This is a genomic window from Streptococcus sp. 2741, assembly GCF_013276315.1.
Lineage (GTDB): Bacteria > Bacillota > Bacilli > Lactobacillales > Streptococcaceae > Streptococcus > Streptococcus pseudopneumoniae.
Genome location: NZ_VMKU01000006.1, coordinates 19,729 through 35,456, shown reverse-complemented (window position 1 = coordinate 35,456; position 15,728 = coordinate 19,729). Strand labels below are relative to the sequence as shown.

General features: G+C 35.6%; 10 protein-coding genes, 2 tRNA genes and 1 pseudogene. 5 read left to right on the top strand and 8 right to left on the bottom strand.

Features of this window, described 5'->3' with window-relative positions:
- Positions 1–9 precede the first annotated feature (9 nt).
- From rodZ to HT671_RS00960, 3 genes are read right to left on the bottom strand one after another with little or no spacing between them, the layout of a single operon-like run.
- On the bottom strand, positions 10–852 hold the full coding sequence (rodZ, locus tag HT671_RS00970) for a cytoskeleton protein RodZ (RefSeq protein ID WP_023936269.1): 843 nt from the start codon (positions 850–852) through the stop codon (positions 10–12).
- A gap of 41 nt (positions 853–893) precedes the next feature.
- Entirely contained in the window at positions 894–2,177 is a 1,284-nt protein-coding gene (locus HT671_RS00965) for a pitrilysin family protein (RefSeq protein WP_000170199.1), read from the bottom strand.
- On the bottom strand, positions 2,174–3,424 hold the full coding sequence (locus HT671_RS00960; protein ID WP_000424266.1) for a pitrilysin family protein: 1,251 nt from the start codon (positions 3,422–3,424) through the stop codon (positions 2,174–2,176). The genes HT671_RS00965 and HT671_RS00960 overlap by 4 nt, the downstream gene beginning before the upstream one ends.
- A 158-nt stretch (positions 3,425–3,582) precedes the next feature.
- Here HT671_RS00960 and yaaA point away from each other — a divergent pair, with 158 nt between their 5' ends.
- Positions 3,583–3,951: a S4 domain-containing protein YaaA gene (yaaA, locus tag HT671_RS00955; RefSeq protein WP_172923006.1), complete on the top strand. Its 369-nt coding sequence runs from the start codon at positions 3,583–3,585 to the stop codon at positions 3,949–3,951.
- A gap of 2 nt (positions 3,952–3,953) precedes the next feature.
- The gene (recF, locus tag HT671_RS00950) at positions 3,954–5,045 is read left to right on the top strand and encodes a DNA replication/repair protein RecF (RefSeq protein ID WP_172923005.1); all 1,092 of its coding nucleotides are present in this window, start codon (positions 3,954–3,956) and stop codon (positions 5,043–5,045) included.
- Positions 5,046–5,102: 57 nt separating this feature from the next.
- Here recF and guaB read toward each other — a convergent pair whose 3' ends face one another.
- A complete protein-coding gene (gene guaB, locus HT671_RS00945) occupies positions 5,103–6,581 on the bottom strand; it encodes an IMP dehydrogenase (protein ID WP_000073402.1) in 1,479 nt (492 codons plus the stop codon).
- A 151-nt stretch (positions 6,582–6,732) separates the two neighbouring features.
- A complete protein-coding gene (gene trpS / locus HT671_RS00940; protein WP_057488307.1) occupies positions 6,733–7,758 on the bottom strand; it encodes a tryptophan--tRNA ligase in 1,026 nt (341 codons plus the stop codon).
- Positions 7,759–7,963: 205 nt separating this feature from the next.
- On the opposite strand from trpS, the gene HT671_RS00935 reads away from it, so the two are divergent.
- Together HT671_RS00935 and HT671_RS00930 are read left to right on the top strand one after the other, a co-directional pair.
- On the top strand, positions 7,964–9,586 hold the full coding sequence (locus HT671_RS00935; RefSeq protein ID WP_119919415.1) for an ATP-binding cassette domain-containing protein: 1,623 nt from the start codon (positions 7,964–7,966) through the stop codon (positions 9,584–9,586).
- Between the two features lie 61 nt (positions 9,587–9,647).
- Positions 9,648–12,191 carry a YfhO family protein gene (locus tag HT671_RS00930; RefSeq protein ID WP_172923004.1) on the top strand — a complete coding sequence of 848 codons (2,544 nt, stop codon included), beginning with the start codon at positions 9,648–9,650 and terminating at the stop codon, positions 12,189–12,191.
- 28 nt (positions 12,192–12,219) lie between these two features.
- On the opposite strand, the pseudogene HT671_RS00925 reads toward HT671_RS00930, so the two are convergent.
- Positions 12,220–14,862: pseudogene (locus tag HT671_RS00925) on the bottom strand (YhgE/Pip domain-containing protein).
- Between the two features lie 127 nt (positions 14,863–14,989).
- Here HT671_RS00925 and HT671_RS00920 point away from each other — a divergent pair.
- Entirely contained in the window at positions 14,990–15,532 is a 543-nt protein-coding gene (locus HT671_RS00920; protein WP_119919413.1) for a TetR-like C-terminal domain-containing protein, read from the top strand.
- A gap of 40 nt (positions 15,533–15,572) precedes the next feature.
- Here the strand turns inward: HT671_RS00920 and HT671_RS00915 are convergent.
- Positions 15,573–15,646, bottom strand: a tRNA-Asn gene (locus HT671_RS00915).
- 5 nt (positions 15,647–15,651) lie between these two features.
- Positions 15,652–15,723: transfer RNA gene (locus tag HT671_RS00910), tRNA-Glu, on the bottom strand.
- Positions 15,724–15,728 lie beyond the last annotated feature (5 nt).

Sequence of the window (15,728 nt, the reverse complement as noted above, 5' to 3'; positions counted from 1 at the left end):
CGTTTTTCCTTAATTTTTAGTAAAGGTTACAGTGATTTGTCCAGTCTGAGCTGTTAATTTCGATAAATCAACAGTCTGATTATCTACTGTCAAAGCAACACCTTTTACAACACCTAAGGTAATTGTTACAGGACTTTTAGTTGCAACTGTTGCTTCTGCACTTTTCTTCTCTGGCGATAAGGTTACACCGCCCTCAAGTTCGCTTTCTGAAACGCTGACCCAACTTGTAACATCTGAAACTGCCAATTGCAATTTAACTGTTTCCTTACTTGTCTTATAAGCGATTTCTACATGATTTCCTTCACCTGATACACTTATAGCTGATTCTATACTAGAAGAACTGCTAGATGAACTACTACTTGAGGAGTGGGGAACAGAGCTAGTTGAACTTATTGAACTTGTTGATTGAACCACACTGTAATTAGAAAGAGAAGGCCCCTCTGGTTGAGTTTGAATATAGTTCCAAACATAATAGGTCACAAAAATTAAAATAGATAAGGCAAAAAGGATAAAATAAAATAAAGGTAAAAAGGATGGTTTTTTCTTATTTTTCTTACTTGAACGTCTGCGCCCTGTCAACTCGTCTTCATCAACATCTACTTCCTCATAAGTAATCATACTCCCAGAATCATAAGCATCCAAGACAATTTGGTCATCTAACTCAACAGCCCATGCATATTTTCTCAAGAAAGAACGCGTGTAAAAAGGACTTGGAAGTTGATCGAAATCGTCTGCTTCCATTGCTTCCAACATATCTAACTGGATTTCTGTCTTTTTCTGCAATTCATCTAAACTCAATCCCTGATTGATTCTAGCTAATCGTAAAACCTCACCAATTGTTTTTTTTCTCATACTTGTCATCCCTTCTTTCTAGTGTCTATTATGATAGGTTACTACGATGGGAATATTGTGAAATCAACTATATCCCCTTCATCTATTAAGTGATGCCCTGCTTCAAGGACATCCTCTAAAGTAATTTCCTGTAAAATTTTCGGCAAATCAAAAATTGTCTCACCATGTTCAAAAGCATCATATTGCGTTGCAAGCAATTCAAGAGAGTTCATGCTACTGAAAAATTCTCCAAACATCTCTCTTTTGATAATATCTAAATGATCCTCTGTAATATCTAAATCCTTTGTAAAATTACGAATGGCCTTCCTAAATTGATGGGATAAAGCAACTGGCTCTTTCGTATCCATTGTCAACATAACAAAATGAAAACGACTTGTTACTTCAATTTCAAGAGATAAGGAAGCATCTATTTTACCTGATTCATAACATTTTTGAAAACGATCCGAAGTCCAACCAAACATCATTGCAAACAATAATTTTAATAAAATATGATGTCGATAGCAATCCGCCTCAGCAACTTCTCGCTTACCTCTAACTCCAATCGCTAGTTTGGGAGAAGATACTTCCATTCTCATACTGTCTGTTTGCTTTACAGCCTGTAAAAGAAACTTTTCTCTTGCTAGTTCCTGAACATCTAAATCTTTCAGTTTTTTTCTTTCAAAATAGTCCTGTACTTTCTCTACATCAAAATCACCAACTAAAAACAGAGACATGTTTACAGGTTTGTAAAATCTTGCAAAATTTTCTTGCAAATTAGTTAGATTTATTTGGGAAATGGACTCCTCACTTCCAACTATATCCGTCGCTAAAGGTGTACCTGGATACAAATTCGCTAAGGTTGAAAAGAATAAACACGAATCTGGATCATCTTGATACATTTCTCGTTCTTGCTGAATAATATCCTGCTCTCTTAAAATGGAATCTTCAGTAAAATGTGCTGATGTTACCAATTCATCAAGTAAATCTAAATTTTCTAAAAAATGATCCGTTGCTGAAAAAAGATAGCTTGTTTTTGTAAAGCTTGTAAAGGCATTACTATCTGCACCTAGACTCGTAAAAGCAGACATCAAATCGCTAGAATCTTCTCTCTCAAATAATTTATGTTCAAGAAAATGAGCAATTCCCGCAGGATATTCTTTTACATCTCCGTCAACTTCTGTGACAAGCGTATCTACCGAACCAAACTGTACAGTGACACTCCCGTAAACCTCTTTAAATTCCTTTTTAGGCAAAAGAACAACTGTTAATCCATTTGACAAACGAGTTCGATAAATCATTTCTTTTACAGCTGGATAGTATTTTTCTTCAAAAACAACCTTTGTCATTCTATTCCTTCCATAAAGTAAATCGCCTGTAGTTTCACATTATTAGCTGCTCTACAAATAGCATCTTTGTCAACTTGCTCGAGTTTTGCAATCCAACCTTTAAAGTCTGCTGAAGATTTTCCAAGTAAGGCATTTTGATAAGCACGTTCAATCAATGAACCTTGATTATCTTGAGAAAGCAACAAAGACCGACGAATCATTTCCTTGGTCTGCTCTAGCTCAAGCTCTGTAAAATAACCTTTTTTTAAATCAAGTAATTGATTATTCATCATTTTTCGAGCCTGATTCCTATTTTCTCGATTGATACCAGCATACATTCTCAAGAATCCACTAAATAAATCAAGCTGACTTGAAATGGTATAAGCTAATCCAGCATTTTCACGGACATTTGTAAAGAGCTTAGAATGAGCAAATCCACCAAGTAAACCATTCATTACAATCATGGGTAAATGTTGCTCATCGCCATATTCAGCAGAGCAATAATATCCCAACTCTAAAATAGACTGTCCCACATTTTTCCGAACCATACCTTCCTGAAGGATATTGGAATAAGGTTGACAATACTGAACCTTCATATCTCCTTTTCGAGCTTTAAAGCCAAATGATTCTAATACATTTTGAATTTCAACCTCATTAAAATCACCTAGGAAAAAGAAATCTATTCGATCATTGGCCAAAAATTCTTGGAAACAAGAATAAGAACTTTGTGGAGTTTCAGCTAAAATACGATTTCGTAAATCACTATATTCCAATTGAAGACGTTCATCATGAAAAAACAATTTATCCAATTCTTTATGTGCAAAATAAAAAGAATCATCCATATCAGCTGCTAAACTTGCTAGCAATTGTTTTTTCTCAATTTCAAATAAGGCCGGATCAAACCCATTATCAACTACTACGGGTGAAAAAAGAGTTTCTTTTACAAGTTCCAAAATCTGAGAAGTTAGCACGTTTTTCCTACTTAAAAACTCATCACGAACATAGGTAAATGTCAATTCTATAATGTGGCTTTGCCCTCTTCTGAAACAATTGGTTGACATATCTGTACCGTATAGACTGGCCAAGTGTCTCCTCAAATCTTGAGAAGTGGGGTACATCTGATTAGCAGTCTCTAGCATACTTGCACTCAACATGTGACCTGCAATCGTATCAAGGGATAATGGAGCGGTAAAACGCACGGTAATTTTGTTTGTTTTAAACTTTTTTGATTGGATAAAATGTGTTGAAATTCCATGCACTAACTCCATGATTTACCTCCTTATATACAGACTTCTATTATATCACGAAAACCTGAAATTTTCTTGTTCTCTGTAACACTTTTGAAATAAAAATCGCTTACATTTCTCCCTGTTTCTCTCACTATTTTTAGGAAAATATGGTATAATACCAAAGATTGAGGTGAATTATGGAATACAAATTATTTGAAGAATTTATTACCCTCCAAGCACTACTCAAAGAACTTGGAATCACACATAGCGGAGGAGCTATCAAATCCTTTCTCTCTGAACATTCTGTTTACTTTAATGGGGAATTAGAGAGTCGTCGCGGTAAAAAACTTCGTATTGGCGATAAAATTGACATCCCTGACATGAATATTGACATTTTGTTGACACAACCTACTTCTGAGGAGCAAGATGAATACCATGCTGATAAAGTTGAAAAAGAACGGATCGCTAAACTTGTCAAAAAGATGAATAAGGGAGTTAAAAAAGACAAATCGAAACCTGCTTCATCACCAAAAAGCAAACAAGCTCCACGATTCCCTGGTAGATAATCATGTGGCTACAACACCTATCTCTCAAAACTTTTCGTAACTACAAAGAGACGAAAATAGACTTTAATCCTAAATTAAATGTCTTTTTAGGACGTAATGCACAAGGTAAAACAAATATGTTAGAGGCTATCTATTTTTTAGCCTTAACACGTAGCCATCGAACTCGAACAGATAAAAATCTCATTCATTTTGATGAGGAACAACTTCATCTTTCAGGTCTCGTTCAGAAAAAAACGGGATCTATTCCTCTCGAAATTGAACTAACACAAAAAGGACGTGTTACAAAAGTTAATCACTTAAAACAGGCACGACTTTCAGACTATGTAGGACACATGAATGTTGTCTTATTTGCTCCTGAAGATTTACAACTAATTAAAGGGGCACCTTCAGTTCGACGAAAATTCATTGATATGGAACTTGGACAAATCAAGCCCATCTATCTATCAGACTTAACCAATTATAACCACATCCTAAAACAAAGAAACACTTATCTAAAATCAGCTCAAAAAATAGATGAAACCTTCCTTTCAGTGTTGGATGATCAGTTAGTTGATTATGGATGTCGTGTGATGAATCACCGCTTAGATTTCATAAAAAAACTAGAGCATTTTGGTCGTAAGAAACATTTTGAACTTTCTAATCAGATTGAAGAGTTGTCAATATCCTATCAATCTTCTGTCAATATAACTGACAAACAAAACTTATCCGAATCTTTCAAAATTGCTTTAGAAAAAAGTAGATTCAGAGATTTATTTAAAAAGAATACTGGTGTCGGTCCTCATCGAGATGACATTTCTTTTTATATAAATGGGATGGATGCTAGTTTCGGAAGTCAAGGTCAACATCGTAGTCTCGTCCTTTCTATAAAATTAGCAGAAATCGAATTAATGGAAAGCATTACTACAGAATCTCCAATATTACTGCTTGACGATGTTATGAGCGAACTTGACAACACTAGACAACTAAAATTATTGGAAACGATTTCTCATTCAATCCAAACCTTTATCACAACAACAAGCTTAGACCATCTTCAAAATCTACCAGAAAATATAAGTATCTTCACTATTCAGGATGGTAAAGTTTTTGTAAATTAAAATTGACAACATTGTAAAAGAACTCCTGTTTCCACGGGAGTTCTTTTCATTGTTTTTTTACATAGAATAATTTGGTGCCTCATTAGTAATTTGTACATCATGAGGATGGCTTTCTTTCAAACCAGCACCAGACATTTCAATAAATTGAGCATTATCGTGTAGTTCTTTAAGGTTAGCTGCACCACAGTAACCCATACCAGAGCGAATACCACCAATCATTTGGAAGACAATATCAGCTGCAGCACCTTTATAAGCAACACGACCTTCAATTCCTTCTGGAACAAGTTTGTTTGCTTCATTGACAGAACCTTGGAAGTAACGATCGCTTGAACCTTTCTTCATAGCAGCAATTGATCCCATACCACGGTAAGTCTTAAACTTACGTCCTTGGAAGATTTCAGTTTCGCCTGGAGCTTCATCAGTTCCAGCAAACATTGATCCAAGCATAACTGCATTTCCACCTGCAGCAAGGGCTTTTACAATATCTCCAGAATACTTGATTCCACCGTCAGCAATAATCGTTTTTCCATATTCACGCGCAACAGCTGCAGCATCGTAGATCGCTGTTACTTGCGGAACACCAACACCAGCAATCACACGAGTAGTACAGATAGAACCTGGTCCAATCCCAACCTTGACAACATCTACACCTGCTTCGTAAAGGGCACGTGCACCTTCAGCAGTTGCAATATTTCCAGCAATCAAAGTACGATCTGGGAAGTGAGCACGAATCTCAGCAATTTTACGCAAGACACCTGCAGAATGACCATGTGCAGTATCAATAACAATCGCATCCGCTCCTGCTTCAAAAAGAGCCTCTGCACGTTCAAATGTATCTGAAGTAACACCTACTGCACCTGCAACTAGTAGACGACCAAACTCATCTTTAGCAGCATTTGGAAACTCAATAACTTTTTCAATATCTTTGATAGTAATCAAACCAGAAAGACGACCTTCTTCATCTACCAACGGAAGCTTTTCAATACGGTGTTCTTGAAGAATGCTCTCAGCTATTGCAAGATCTGTACCCACAGGAGCAGTCACAAGATTTTCACTAGTCATATGGTTTGAAATTGGTTGGTTATAATCTGAAATAAAACGAAGATCTCGGTTTGTCAAAATACCAACCAATTTACGATTTTCAAGTGTTTCAACAACTGGAACACCACTGATGCGGTAACGTCCCATAAGCTCATCTGCTTCAGCAATTGTATGTTCAGGCGTCAAGAAGAAGGGATCAATAATAACTCCATTTTCAGAACGTTTTACCTTACGAACCTCGTCTGCTTGTTGAGCAATTGACATGTTTTTATGGATAACTCCGAGACCACCTGCACGAGCAATAGCAATGGCCATTTGACTCTCTGTAACTGTGTCCATGGCAGCGGTAATAATTGGGATATTTAAAGTCAAATTATCTGCCAATTTAGTTGTTAAATCTGCATCGTTAGGCAACACATGACTTTCAGCTGGAATAAGCAATACATCATCAAAGGTAAAACCTTTTTTCAAAAATTTAGTGTCCCAATTAGACATTCGAAGTTTCCTCTTTTCTTTATTTTTGAGCTTGACTCTTTTTATATTGTATCTATCATACCATTCTATAAAAATTTGTCAAATGTTACAGGGGTAAATAAAAAACTATCTTTTCTTCGAGATAGAAATGATAGTTTCTTGTAAAATAAACTTAGTTAAAGTAATGAAGTCCCATTGCTCCTTTAACCTCAGATAGGGTTTGACCTGCAACTTCACGCGCTCTTTCACTACCTTTTTGAAGCATATTATAAACTTCTCCCATATCCTTAGCAAATTCGATACGGCGCTCACGAATAGGACCAAGTTCACGTTCTAATATTTCAAGTAGATAACGCTTGGTCTTCACATCACCAAGACCACCTCGTTGATAATGTTCTTTCATGTCAGCAATTTCTTGAGCATCTTCTGGGCGACCAAAAACATCTAGATAATGGAAAACCATATTTCCCTCAATCTTACCTGGATCTTCCACTCGAATATGATCTGGATCTGTATACATACTCATCACTTTTTTACGCAAAGTATCCGCATCATCAGCTAAATAAATACCATTATTGAGTGATTTAGACATTTTAGCATTTCCATCTAAACCAGGCAAACGCCCTGCTCTCTCATTTTCTGGATAAATACCTTCCGGCTCTATCAAGACATCACATTTATATGCATTGTTAAAAGAACGAACAATTTCACGAGTTTGCTCAATCATTGGTTTCTGATCTGTCCCAACAGGAACATAATTAGCCTTGAAAGCTGTGATGTCAGCTGCTTGAGCGATTGGATAGACTAAGAAGCCTGTCGGAATACTTTCTCCAAAGCCTTTCTGAGCAATTTCTGTCTTGACAGTTGGATTACGCTCCAAACGTGCTAATGAAACTAAATTCATATAATACATAGACAACTCAGCTAATTCTGGAATTTGGCTTTGAATAAAGATAGTTGACTTACTTGGATCCAATCCAACTGCAAGGTAATCCAAAGCCACATTTCCGATAGACTCTACAATGGTTTGAGGATCTTTGGCATGATCTGTCAAGGCTTGTTGGTCAGCCAAGAACACAAACATATCATACTTATCCTCTTCCTGTAATAATACTCGATTTTTGAGACTTCCAACATAATGTCCAATATGCAATTTTCCTGTTGGACGGTCTCCTGTTAAAATAATGGGTTTAGTCATTTTGTTCTCCTTCGATATAGTCCCTTCAATTATAGCATTTTTTTAATGAAATAACCGCAATTTATCAAAATAAATCAACCTTACTATTCACGGATTTGTGTAAAGTATAATGTAAATATAATTTACACAAAATTGACAGATAAAAATTTGAATATTTCCGTATTTTCTAGTAGAATAAATATATTACACATATAGGAGAAAAACATTGCTTACAGTATCTGATGTTTCACTACGTTTTAGTGATCGCAAACTTTTTGATGATGTCAATATCAAATTTACAGAAGGAAATACTTATGGATTAATCGGTGCTAATGGTGCCGGAAAATCAACCTTTTTAAAAATTTTAGCTGGAGATATCGAACCTACTACTGGTCACATCTCTCTTGGTCCAGATGAACGTCTCTCTGTTCTCCGTCAAAATCACTTTGACTATGAAGATGAACGTGCCATTGATGTTGTTATCATGGGAAATGAAAAACTTTATAGCATCATGAAAGAGAAAGATGCCATCTACATGAAGGAAGATTTCTCAGACGAGGACGGGGTTCGTGCTGCCGAACTCGAAGGAGAGTTTGCCGAACTTGGAGGTTGGGAAGCAGAGAGTGAAGCCTCTCAACTCCTTCAAAACCTAAATATCCCAGAAGAATTACACTACCAAAACATGAGCGAATTGGCCAACGGTGAGAAAGTAAAGGTTCTCCTTGCCAAAGCACTTTTTGGTAAACCTGATGTTCTTCTTTTGGACGAGCCTACCAACGGTTTGGATATCCAATCGATTACTTGGTTAGAAGACTTCTTGATTGACTTTGATAACACAGTTATCGTAGTATCCCACGACCGTCACTTCTTAAACAAAGTATGTACTCACATGGCCGACCTTGACTTCGGAAAAATCAAACTCTATGTCGGAAACTATGACTTCTGGAAGGAATCTTCTGAACTCGCTGCTAAATTGCTAGCAGACCGTAATGCCAAAGCAGAAGAAAAAATTAAACAATTGCAAGAGTTCGTTGCTCGTTTCTCTGCTAATGCTTCTAAATCAAGACAAGCAACATCACGTAAGAAAATGCTTGATAAGATTGAACTTGAAGAAATTGTACCATCTAGTCGTAAATATCCATTTATCAACTTTAAAGCGGAGCGTGAGATTGGTAATGATCTCTTGACAGTAGAAAATCTAACTGTAAAGATTGAGGGTGAGACTATTTTAGATAATATCAGCTTTATTTTGCGTCCAGGTGATAAAACAGCACTTATTGGACAAAATGACATCCAAACGACTGCATTAATTCGTGCAATCATGGGGGACATTGACTATGAAGGAACTGTCAAGTGGGGAGTAACTACTAGCCGTTCTTACTTGCCAAAAGATAACTCGGCAGATTTTGCAGGAGGAGAGTCAATCCTTGACTGGTTGCGTCAATTCGCAAGTAAAGAAGAAGATGATAATACTTTCCTACGTGGCTTCCTCGGCCGCATGCTCTTCTCTGGTGATGAGGTTAACAAACCTGTCAACGTCTTGTCAGGGGGAGAAAAAGTTCGTGTCATGCTTTCAAAACTTATGCTCTTAAAATCAAATGTCCTTGTCCTCGATGATCCAACCAATCACTTGGACTTGGAATCTATCTCAAGCTTGAACGATGGATTGAAAAACTTTAAAGAATCAATCATCTTTGCCAGCCATGACCACGAGTTTATTCAAACTCTAGCTAACCATATCATTGTCTTGTCTAAAAATGGCGTCATTGACCGTATCGATGAAACCTATGATGAATTCCTAGAAAATGCAGAAGTACAAGCAAAAGTTAAAGAACTTTGGAAAGACTAAATAAAACTTCAAAACTCAGTTGGGTTAACCAGCTGAGTTTTCTAACATTTTATGAGGTAACATGAAATTATTTTTTAAAACATATTGGACCTATTTTGTTTCCTTCATCATTCCCATAATCATTATGACAGGAGTATACCTATCTCAAGGTATCTACTGGAATAGCGACAACTCTCCTCTATTAGGAGATGGTTTTCATCAATACGTTATTTTTGATGTAGCTTTACGAAATATCCTACATGGAAATGGTAGTCTGTTTTACACCTTTACAAGTGGCCTCGGATTAAATTTCTATGCCCTATCTAGTTATTACTTAGGAAGTTTCCTTTCACCTCTAGTTTACTTTTTTAATCTGTCGAATATGCCAGATGCTGTCTATCTGACCACTCTCTTAAAATTTGGATTGATTGGTTTGTCAACTTACTTTAGTTTAAATAAATTATTTCAATCGATTCCTAAGCCTTTAAAACTAGCTTTATCTACTTCCTATGTTCTGATGAGTTTCACTGTCAGTCAATTAGAGATAAAAACCTGGCTAGATGTTTTTATCTTGATTCCTTTAATTATAACTGGTTTACACCTACTTATAACTGAAAAGAAACTCCTTTTGTACTTTACAAGTCTGTCAATATTATTTATTCAAAATTATTATTTTGGCTATATGACAGCATTGTTTCTTATTTTCTGGTATCTCTGCCAAATTTCTTGGGACTTTAAAACTCGAAAATCATCTTTTCTTGATTTCATAGTTATCTCCTTTTTAGCTGGTATGGCTAGTTTGATTATGACTCTTCCCACTCTGTTTGATTTACAGACACATGGGGAAAAATTGACTGAAGTTACAAAGTTTCAAACTGAAAGTAGCTGGTATCTTGATCTCTTTGCTAAGCAATTCATCGGTTCCTTTGATACAACAAAGTATGGGGCTATCCCAATGATTTTTGTTGGACTACTTCCCTTTATTTTGACCATTTTATTTTTTACACTGACATCCATTAAGTTTCACGTGAAACTTATCTATGCAATCTTCTTTGCATTTCTAATTGCAAGCTTTTATATTGAAGCTCTTGATTTATTTTGGCAAGGCATGCATACTCCAAACATGTTTTTACATCGCTATGCTTGGATTTTCTCTACCTTGTTAATTTACACAGCAGCGGAAGTCTTAAATCGTCTGAAAGAACTTAAAATCTGGAATTTTTTAGTTTCGCTTTTTCTTATAGTAACAGGATTTTTAGCTACCATCTATCTAAAATCACATTATTCTTTTTTAACAGATTTGAATATTCTGCTTACTCTTGAATTTTTGGTTGTCTATTCGCTTTTACTCCTTGCAGTTATCAAAAAGTTTATATCTGTGAATCTATTTGCCATTCTAATCTCTTTATTTATAATAGTTGAAATAAGTTTAAATGCTTCATCTCAAATGGACGGAATTGCTAAAGAATGGGGCTTTGCTTCTCGAAGTTCATATCATCGAGAGATCCCAGCTATGGAATCTTTCTCAACATATATTGGAAATCAATTTACTCGTACTGAGAAACTAGAGACTCAGACAGGAAATGACAGTATGAAATTCAACTACAATGGAATCTCTCAATTTTCATCTGTTCGAAATCGTTCAGCAAGCTCTACTTTGGATAAACTTGGGTTTAAATCCTCTGGGACTAATCTCAATCTCCGCTATGCCAATAATAGTATTTTGGCTGATAGTTTATTTGGCATCCAGTATAATATCTCAGAAAACCCTATTGATAAGTATGGTTTCCAAGATGTATATCAAAAAGATAATCTTACCCTATATGAAAATCAATTCTCTCTTCCGATTGCCTTTGCTAGTCAATCTGTTTACAATGATGTCAATTTCACTGAACATACTCTAGATAATCAGGCCTCGTTTTTAAATCAACTTGCTAACGTCAATTTTGATTATTTTTCTCCAATACCTTATGAAAAAACTGAATATACTGATGATTTGATTAGTGTTACAAGCTCTTCAAATGAAGATGCATCAATCCAGTATCAAATTGAAGTTCCAGAAAACAGCCAAGTTTATCTTTCTTTCACAAACCTTCACTTTTCTAATGACAAACAAAAAAAGGTTGACATCCTTGTCAATAGGAAAAAGAAAACTTTTACAACTGATAATGCATTCTCCTTCTTTAATCTAGGCTATACAAAAGAGAAAAAGACTTTCAATATCAATGTTAGTTTCCCTGGAAATTCACAAGTATCATTTGAATCTCCTACCTTCTATCGTTTAGATACCAAAACTTTCACCGAGGCAATTCAAAAAATTAAAGAACAGCCTGTAACAGTATCAACTTCTAAAAACAAGGTTTTTGCTACATATGATGTTCAACAAGATACATCTATTTTCTTCACCATTCCTTATGACAAAGGTTGGTCTGCCTACCAAAATGGTAAGAAAATAGAAATTAAACAAGCTCAAACTGGCTTTATGAAAGTTGACGTTCCTAAGGGAAAAGGAACTATTACACTTTCCTTTATTCCCAATGGTTTTATTACTGGAACAATCTGTTCCTTTACTTCTCTCTTACTATTTGGAATCTATAATCGCAGACGAAAATTATCTAAGGCTTAAAAAATCGACCAGTTGCTTGGTCGATTTTTTAATCTTCCTCCATTTTCTTAGGTTGATAGGCTAGCATACCTAAACCAGTAAATAGAGCTAGTATCACTACAAGTAAGATGACTTGATGATGAATATTTCCTGTCATAGAGATTGTTTGTCGTAATCCCGAAACTGAATAACTCATTGGTAACCAAGGATTAATGGCTCTAAAGAAATCATTTGTCAAGGCAAGTGGATAAGTACCTGCACTTGATGCTAACTGTAATAAAAGCAAAATAAGAGAAAAGAAAGCTCCTATACGGCTATTCCATGTTGTTAAAGCGGTCACTATGGACATGAATACTAAACTTGTTAGGATAATGAGAATAAATGTTCTCATCTCATGATTAGCCGTTAGACCAATAAGATGAACTCCTCCATATACCAAAATTCCTGCCAAAACAGCTATAATACCATTTATTTCAGCTCGAGATTTCAACCAAGCCCAACGGCTCTCTGGATGACGTCCTGAAGGCAGCTTCACAAAGATCATATTCGTTGATATTGCTGCAACAAAGAGAGCAACTGATATCATATAAGGAGCCATTGCAATTCCATTTACAGGAACTTGGTCATTGTCAGTTTTGGAAAGATTGAGTGGATTTGACAAAATCTCTGCATTTTTAGATTCCGTTGATGCTGACTTGAGTTGATCACTAGCATTACCTAATCCTTGTCCCAAAGAAGCAACTCCTGTCTGTAAACCTTCCAATCCAGAAGTTAACTTTGTTACACCTTCTGCTAGCTTCCCAGCTCCATCTGCCAATTTATTAGCTCCACTTTCTAATTGAGAAGCACCTGAAATTAACTGACTGGATTTGTTAGCTAGTTGGCTAGAGCCTGATTGTAATTTATCAACTCCTGCCATTAATTCTTGACTCTTTTGATTCAATTGGTTAGAGCCAGTTGATAATTTTTCAATACCAGATACTAATTCTGGAGTTTTTTCAACTAATTGACCAACTCCTGCTGTCAAGATAGAAGATTTTTGTGTCAAGGTGTTTGAGCCTGAAACTAGTTGATCCAAACTACCTGTCAAGGTGGAATTCTTTTCACTTAGTTGACTTGCACCTTGAGAAACTTTATCAACACCTGCAGTATATGCGTTTACACCTGATGCAATCGACTGACTAGCAGGAACTAATTTACTCGTCACTGCTCCCTGTATTTCTGTTAATCCACTTGACAATCCTGTCAAAGAAGTAGAAGCAAGCGGTAATACTTGATTAGCTTAATTTTTTAATGTCGAAAGATTTGAAGATTGATTTTGTAAGTTTTCCAAACTTCCCTGTAAACCTTGTACTAAAGCTATTATTGACTGAGCCGATTGAATACTATCAGTCGAATTTTGAGATACAGAAGAACTTATCTCAGCTTGTTGCTCACTTGTCAATGATTGATAAGCTCCTGTCGATTGAATATTAGCTAATGTAGTCGCTTTATCAGACTGAGCACTTGCTAACATTTGATTAGAAAGAGATACTATACTTGATAAAACAGAATCTAATTGTTTTGTATCTCCAACATCAATATTTTGAATAGCTTGATTTAACTGATTCAGACCCGAGGATAATTGATTAATTCGATCTTTTTGCTCGGACGAATCATCTAACTTGCTAGAAAGTTGTTGAATTCCTTCACTTAATTGCTCCACACCTATTCGAAGTGTAGCTGATTGATTGGATAACTGATTAGCACCTGTGGCAAGACTTCCCACTCCATTTGTATAGGCACTAACACCAGATGAGAATTGATTAAGACCAGTATTGAGCTGATAAACACCGCCAGTATAAGATTCTACACCAATATATAATTGATTAATTCCCCTCACTAATTCAGGATTTTTAGAAGCTAATTGACCTAATCCGCTATCTAATTGACTCACTGCACCAGTATATGTCACTAAACCACTATTAAAATTTCCTAAGCCAAGATGAAGTTGTTCAACACCAGAGATATAAGAGGATAATCCTTTAGTAAACTGCTCCGTTCCATTTGAAAATGTTAAACTTGAAGCTGCTAAAGAGTGTAGGTTAGTAGTTAATGTTTGACTTCCTGTCACTAACTGATTCGCTCCATCAGTTAATTTTTCAATACCAGAAACTGCTTGACTCATGCCATCCTTTAAATCGACCATTTTGTTAAATAAAGCTTTAGTATAGGTCTTGGTTACATTGGTAGAAACATTCTGCTTTAATTGTGTCATAGCAGAATCACTCATCTTGCTGGCAATAAAGCTATGACCACTTGAAGTCTGATAATCAATTTGCATTTGCTCTGGATGGTCCGTTAAAATAGAAGCTGCTTTTTCAGATAAATCACTTGGTAAAGTCACTACCATATAGTAATCGCCATCTTCCAATCCCTTCTTTCCTTCCTCTTCATTTACAAAATGAAAATCCAAGGTTTTATTTTCTTTTAAATTGGACACCATGTCTTTTTCTATTGCCATAGTATTACCATTATAGGAAGCCTCTTTATCATTATTTACAACTGCCACGGGTAAGTCAGACAATTGCTCATATGGGTCCCACATTGATGACAAAAATATGATATTGTACAGAGCTGGAATAAGAGAAATCCCGATTATGACAATAATAAAGGTTGGTTTTTTAAAAATTGATTTCCATTCTTTAAACATAGTTTCTCCTTTTTTAAACATATTGTCTAAAATTTTGATATAATAGATTATACATTAAAAAATCTAAATTACAAGATAAAAAATCTATTTTTAGACATATAGTCTAATTTGTTTATAAGGAGGAAATATGAAAGAAAGTAACAAACGCTTAAAAACAAAGCGAACTATTGAAAATGCTATGGTACAATTACTGATGGAACAGCCATTTGATCAAATTTCTACTGTCAAGTTAGTAGAAAAAGCCAGAATTAGCCGTTCCAGCTTCTATACGCACTATAAGGATAAGTATGATATGATTGAGCACTATCAAAGCAAGCTATTTCATACATTTGAATATATTTTTCAAAAACATGCTCATCACAAAAGAGACGCTATTTTAGAAGTTTTTGAATATCTAGAGTCAGAACCACTTCTGGCTGCCCTTCTTTCTGAAAATGGGACTAAAGAAATCCAAAATTTCTTACGAAATAAACTTCATATCATGCTCAGTACAGATTTACAAAAGCGATTTATGCAACTGAATCTAAATACCACTGAATTAGAATATAGTAGCATCTATCTAACTCATGCACTTTTTGGTGTCTGCCAAACTTGGATTGCACATGGAAAAAAAGAAAGTTCTCAAGAAATAACAAACTTCCTTATGAAAATGCTTGGTGATACAAATTGATACAAAAAGAGGAACACAGCTGTGTTCCCTTTTATCTATACTCCGCCAGTAGGACTCGAACCTACGACATCATGATTAACAGTCATGCGCTACTACCAACTGAGCTATGGCGGATAAAATAGTCCGTACGGGATTCGAACCCGTGTTACCGCCGTGAAAAGGCGGTGTCTTAACCCCTTGACCAACGGACCTTCTA

Coding starts and splice junctions, on each gene's coding strand:
- rodZ (WP_023936269.1), bottom strand. CDS start 852: ATGAGAAAAAAAACAATTGGTGAGGTTTTACGATTAGCTAGAATCAAT.
- HT671_RS00965 (WP_000170199.1), bottom strand. CDS start 2,177: ATGACAAAGGTTGTTTTTGAAGAAAAATACTATCCAGCTGTAAAAGAA.
- HT671_RS00960 (WP_000424266.1), bottom strand. CDS start 3,424: ATGGAGTTAGTGCATGGAATTTCAACACATTTTATCCAATCAAAAAAG.
- yaaA (WP_172923006.1), top strand. CDS start 3,583: ATGGAATACAAATTATTTGAAGAATTTATTACCCTCCAAGCACTACTC.
- recF (WP_172923005.1), top strand. CDS start 3,954: ATGTGGCTACAACACCTATCTCTCAAAACTTTTCGTAACTACAAAGAG.
- guaB (WP_000073402.1), bottom strand. CDS start 6,581: ATGTCTAATTGGGACACTAAATTTTTGAAAAAAGGTTTTACCTTTGAT.
- trpS (WP_057488307.1), bottom strand. CDS start 7,758: ATGACTAAACCCATTATTTTAACAGGAGACCGTCCAACAGGAAAATTG.
- HT671_RS00930 (WP_172923004.1), top strand. CDS start 9,648: ATGAAATTATTTTTTAAAACATATTGGACCTATTTTGTTTCCTTCATC.
- HT671_RS00920 (WP_119919413.1), top strand. CDS start 14,990: ATGAAAGAAAGTAACAAACGCTTAAAAACAAAGCGAACTATTGAAAAT.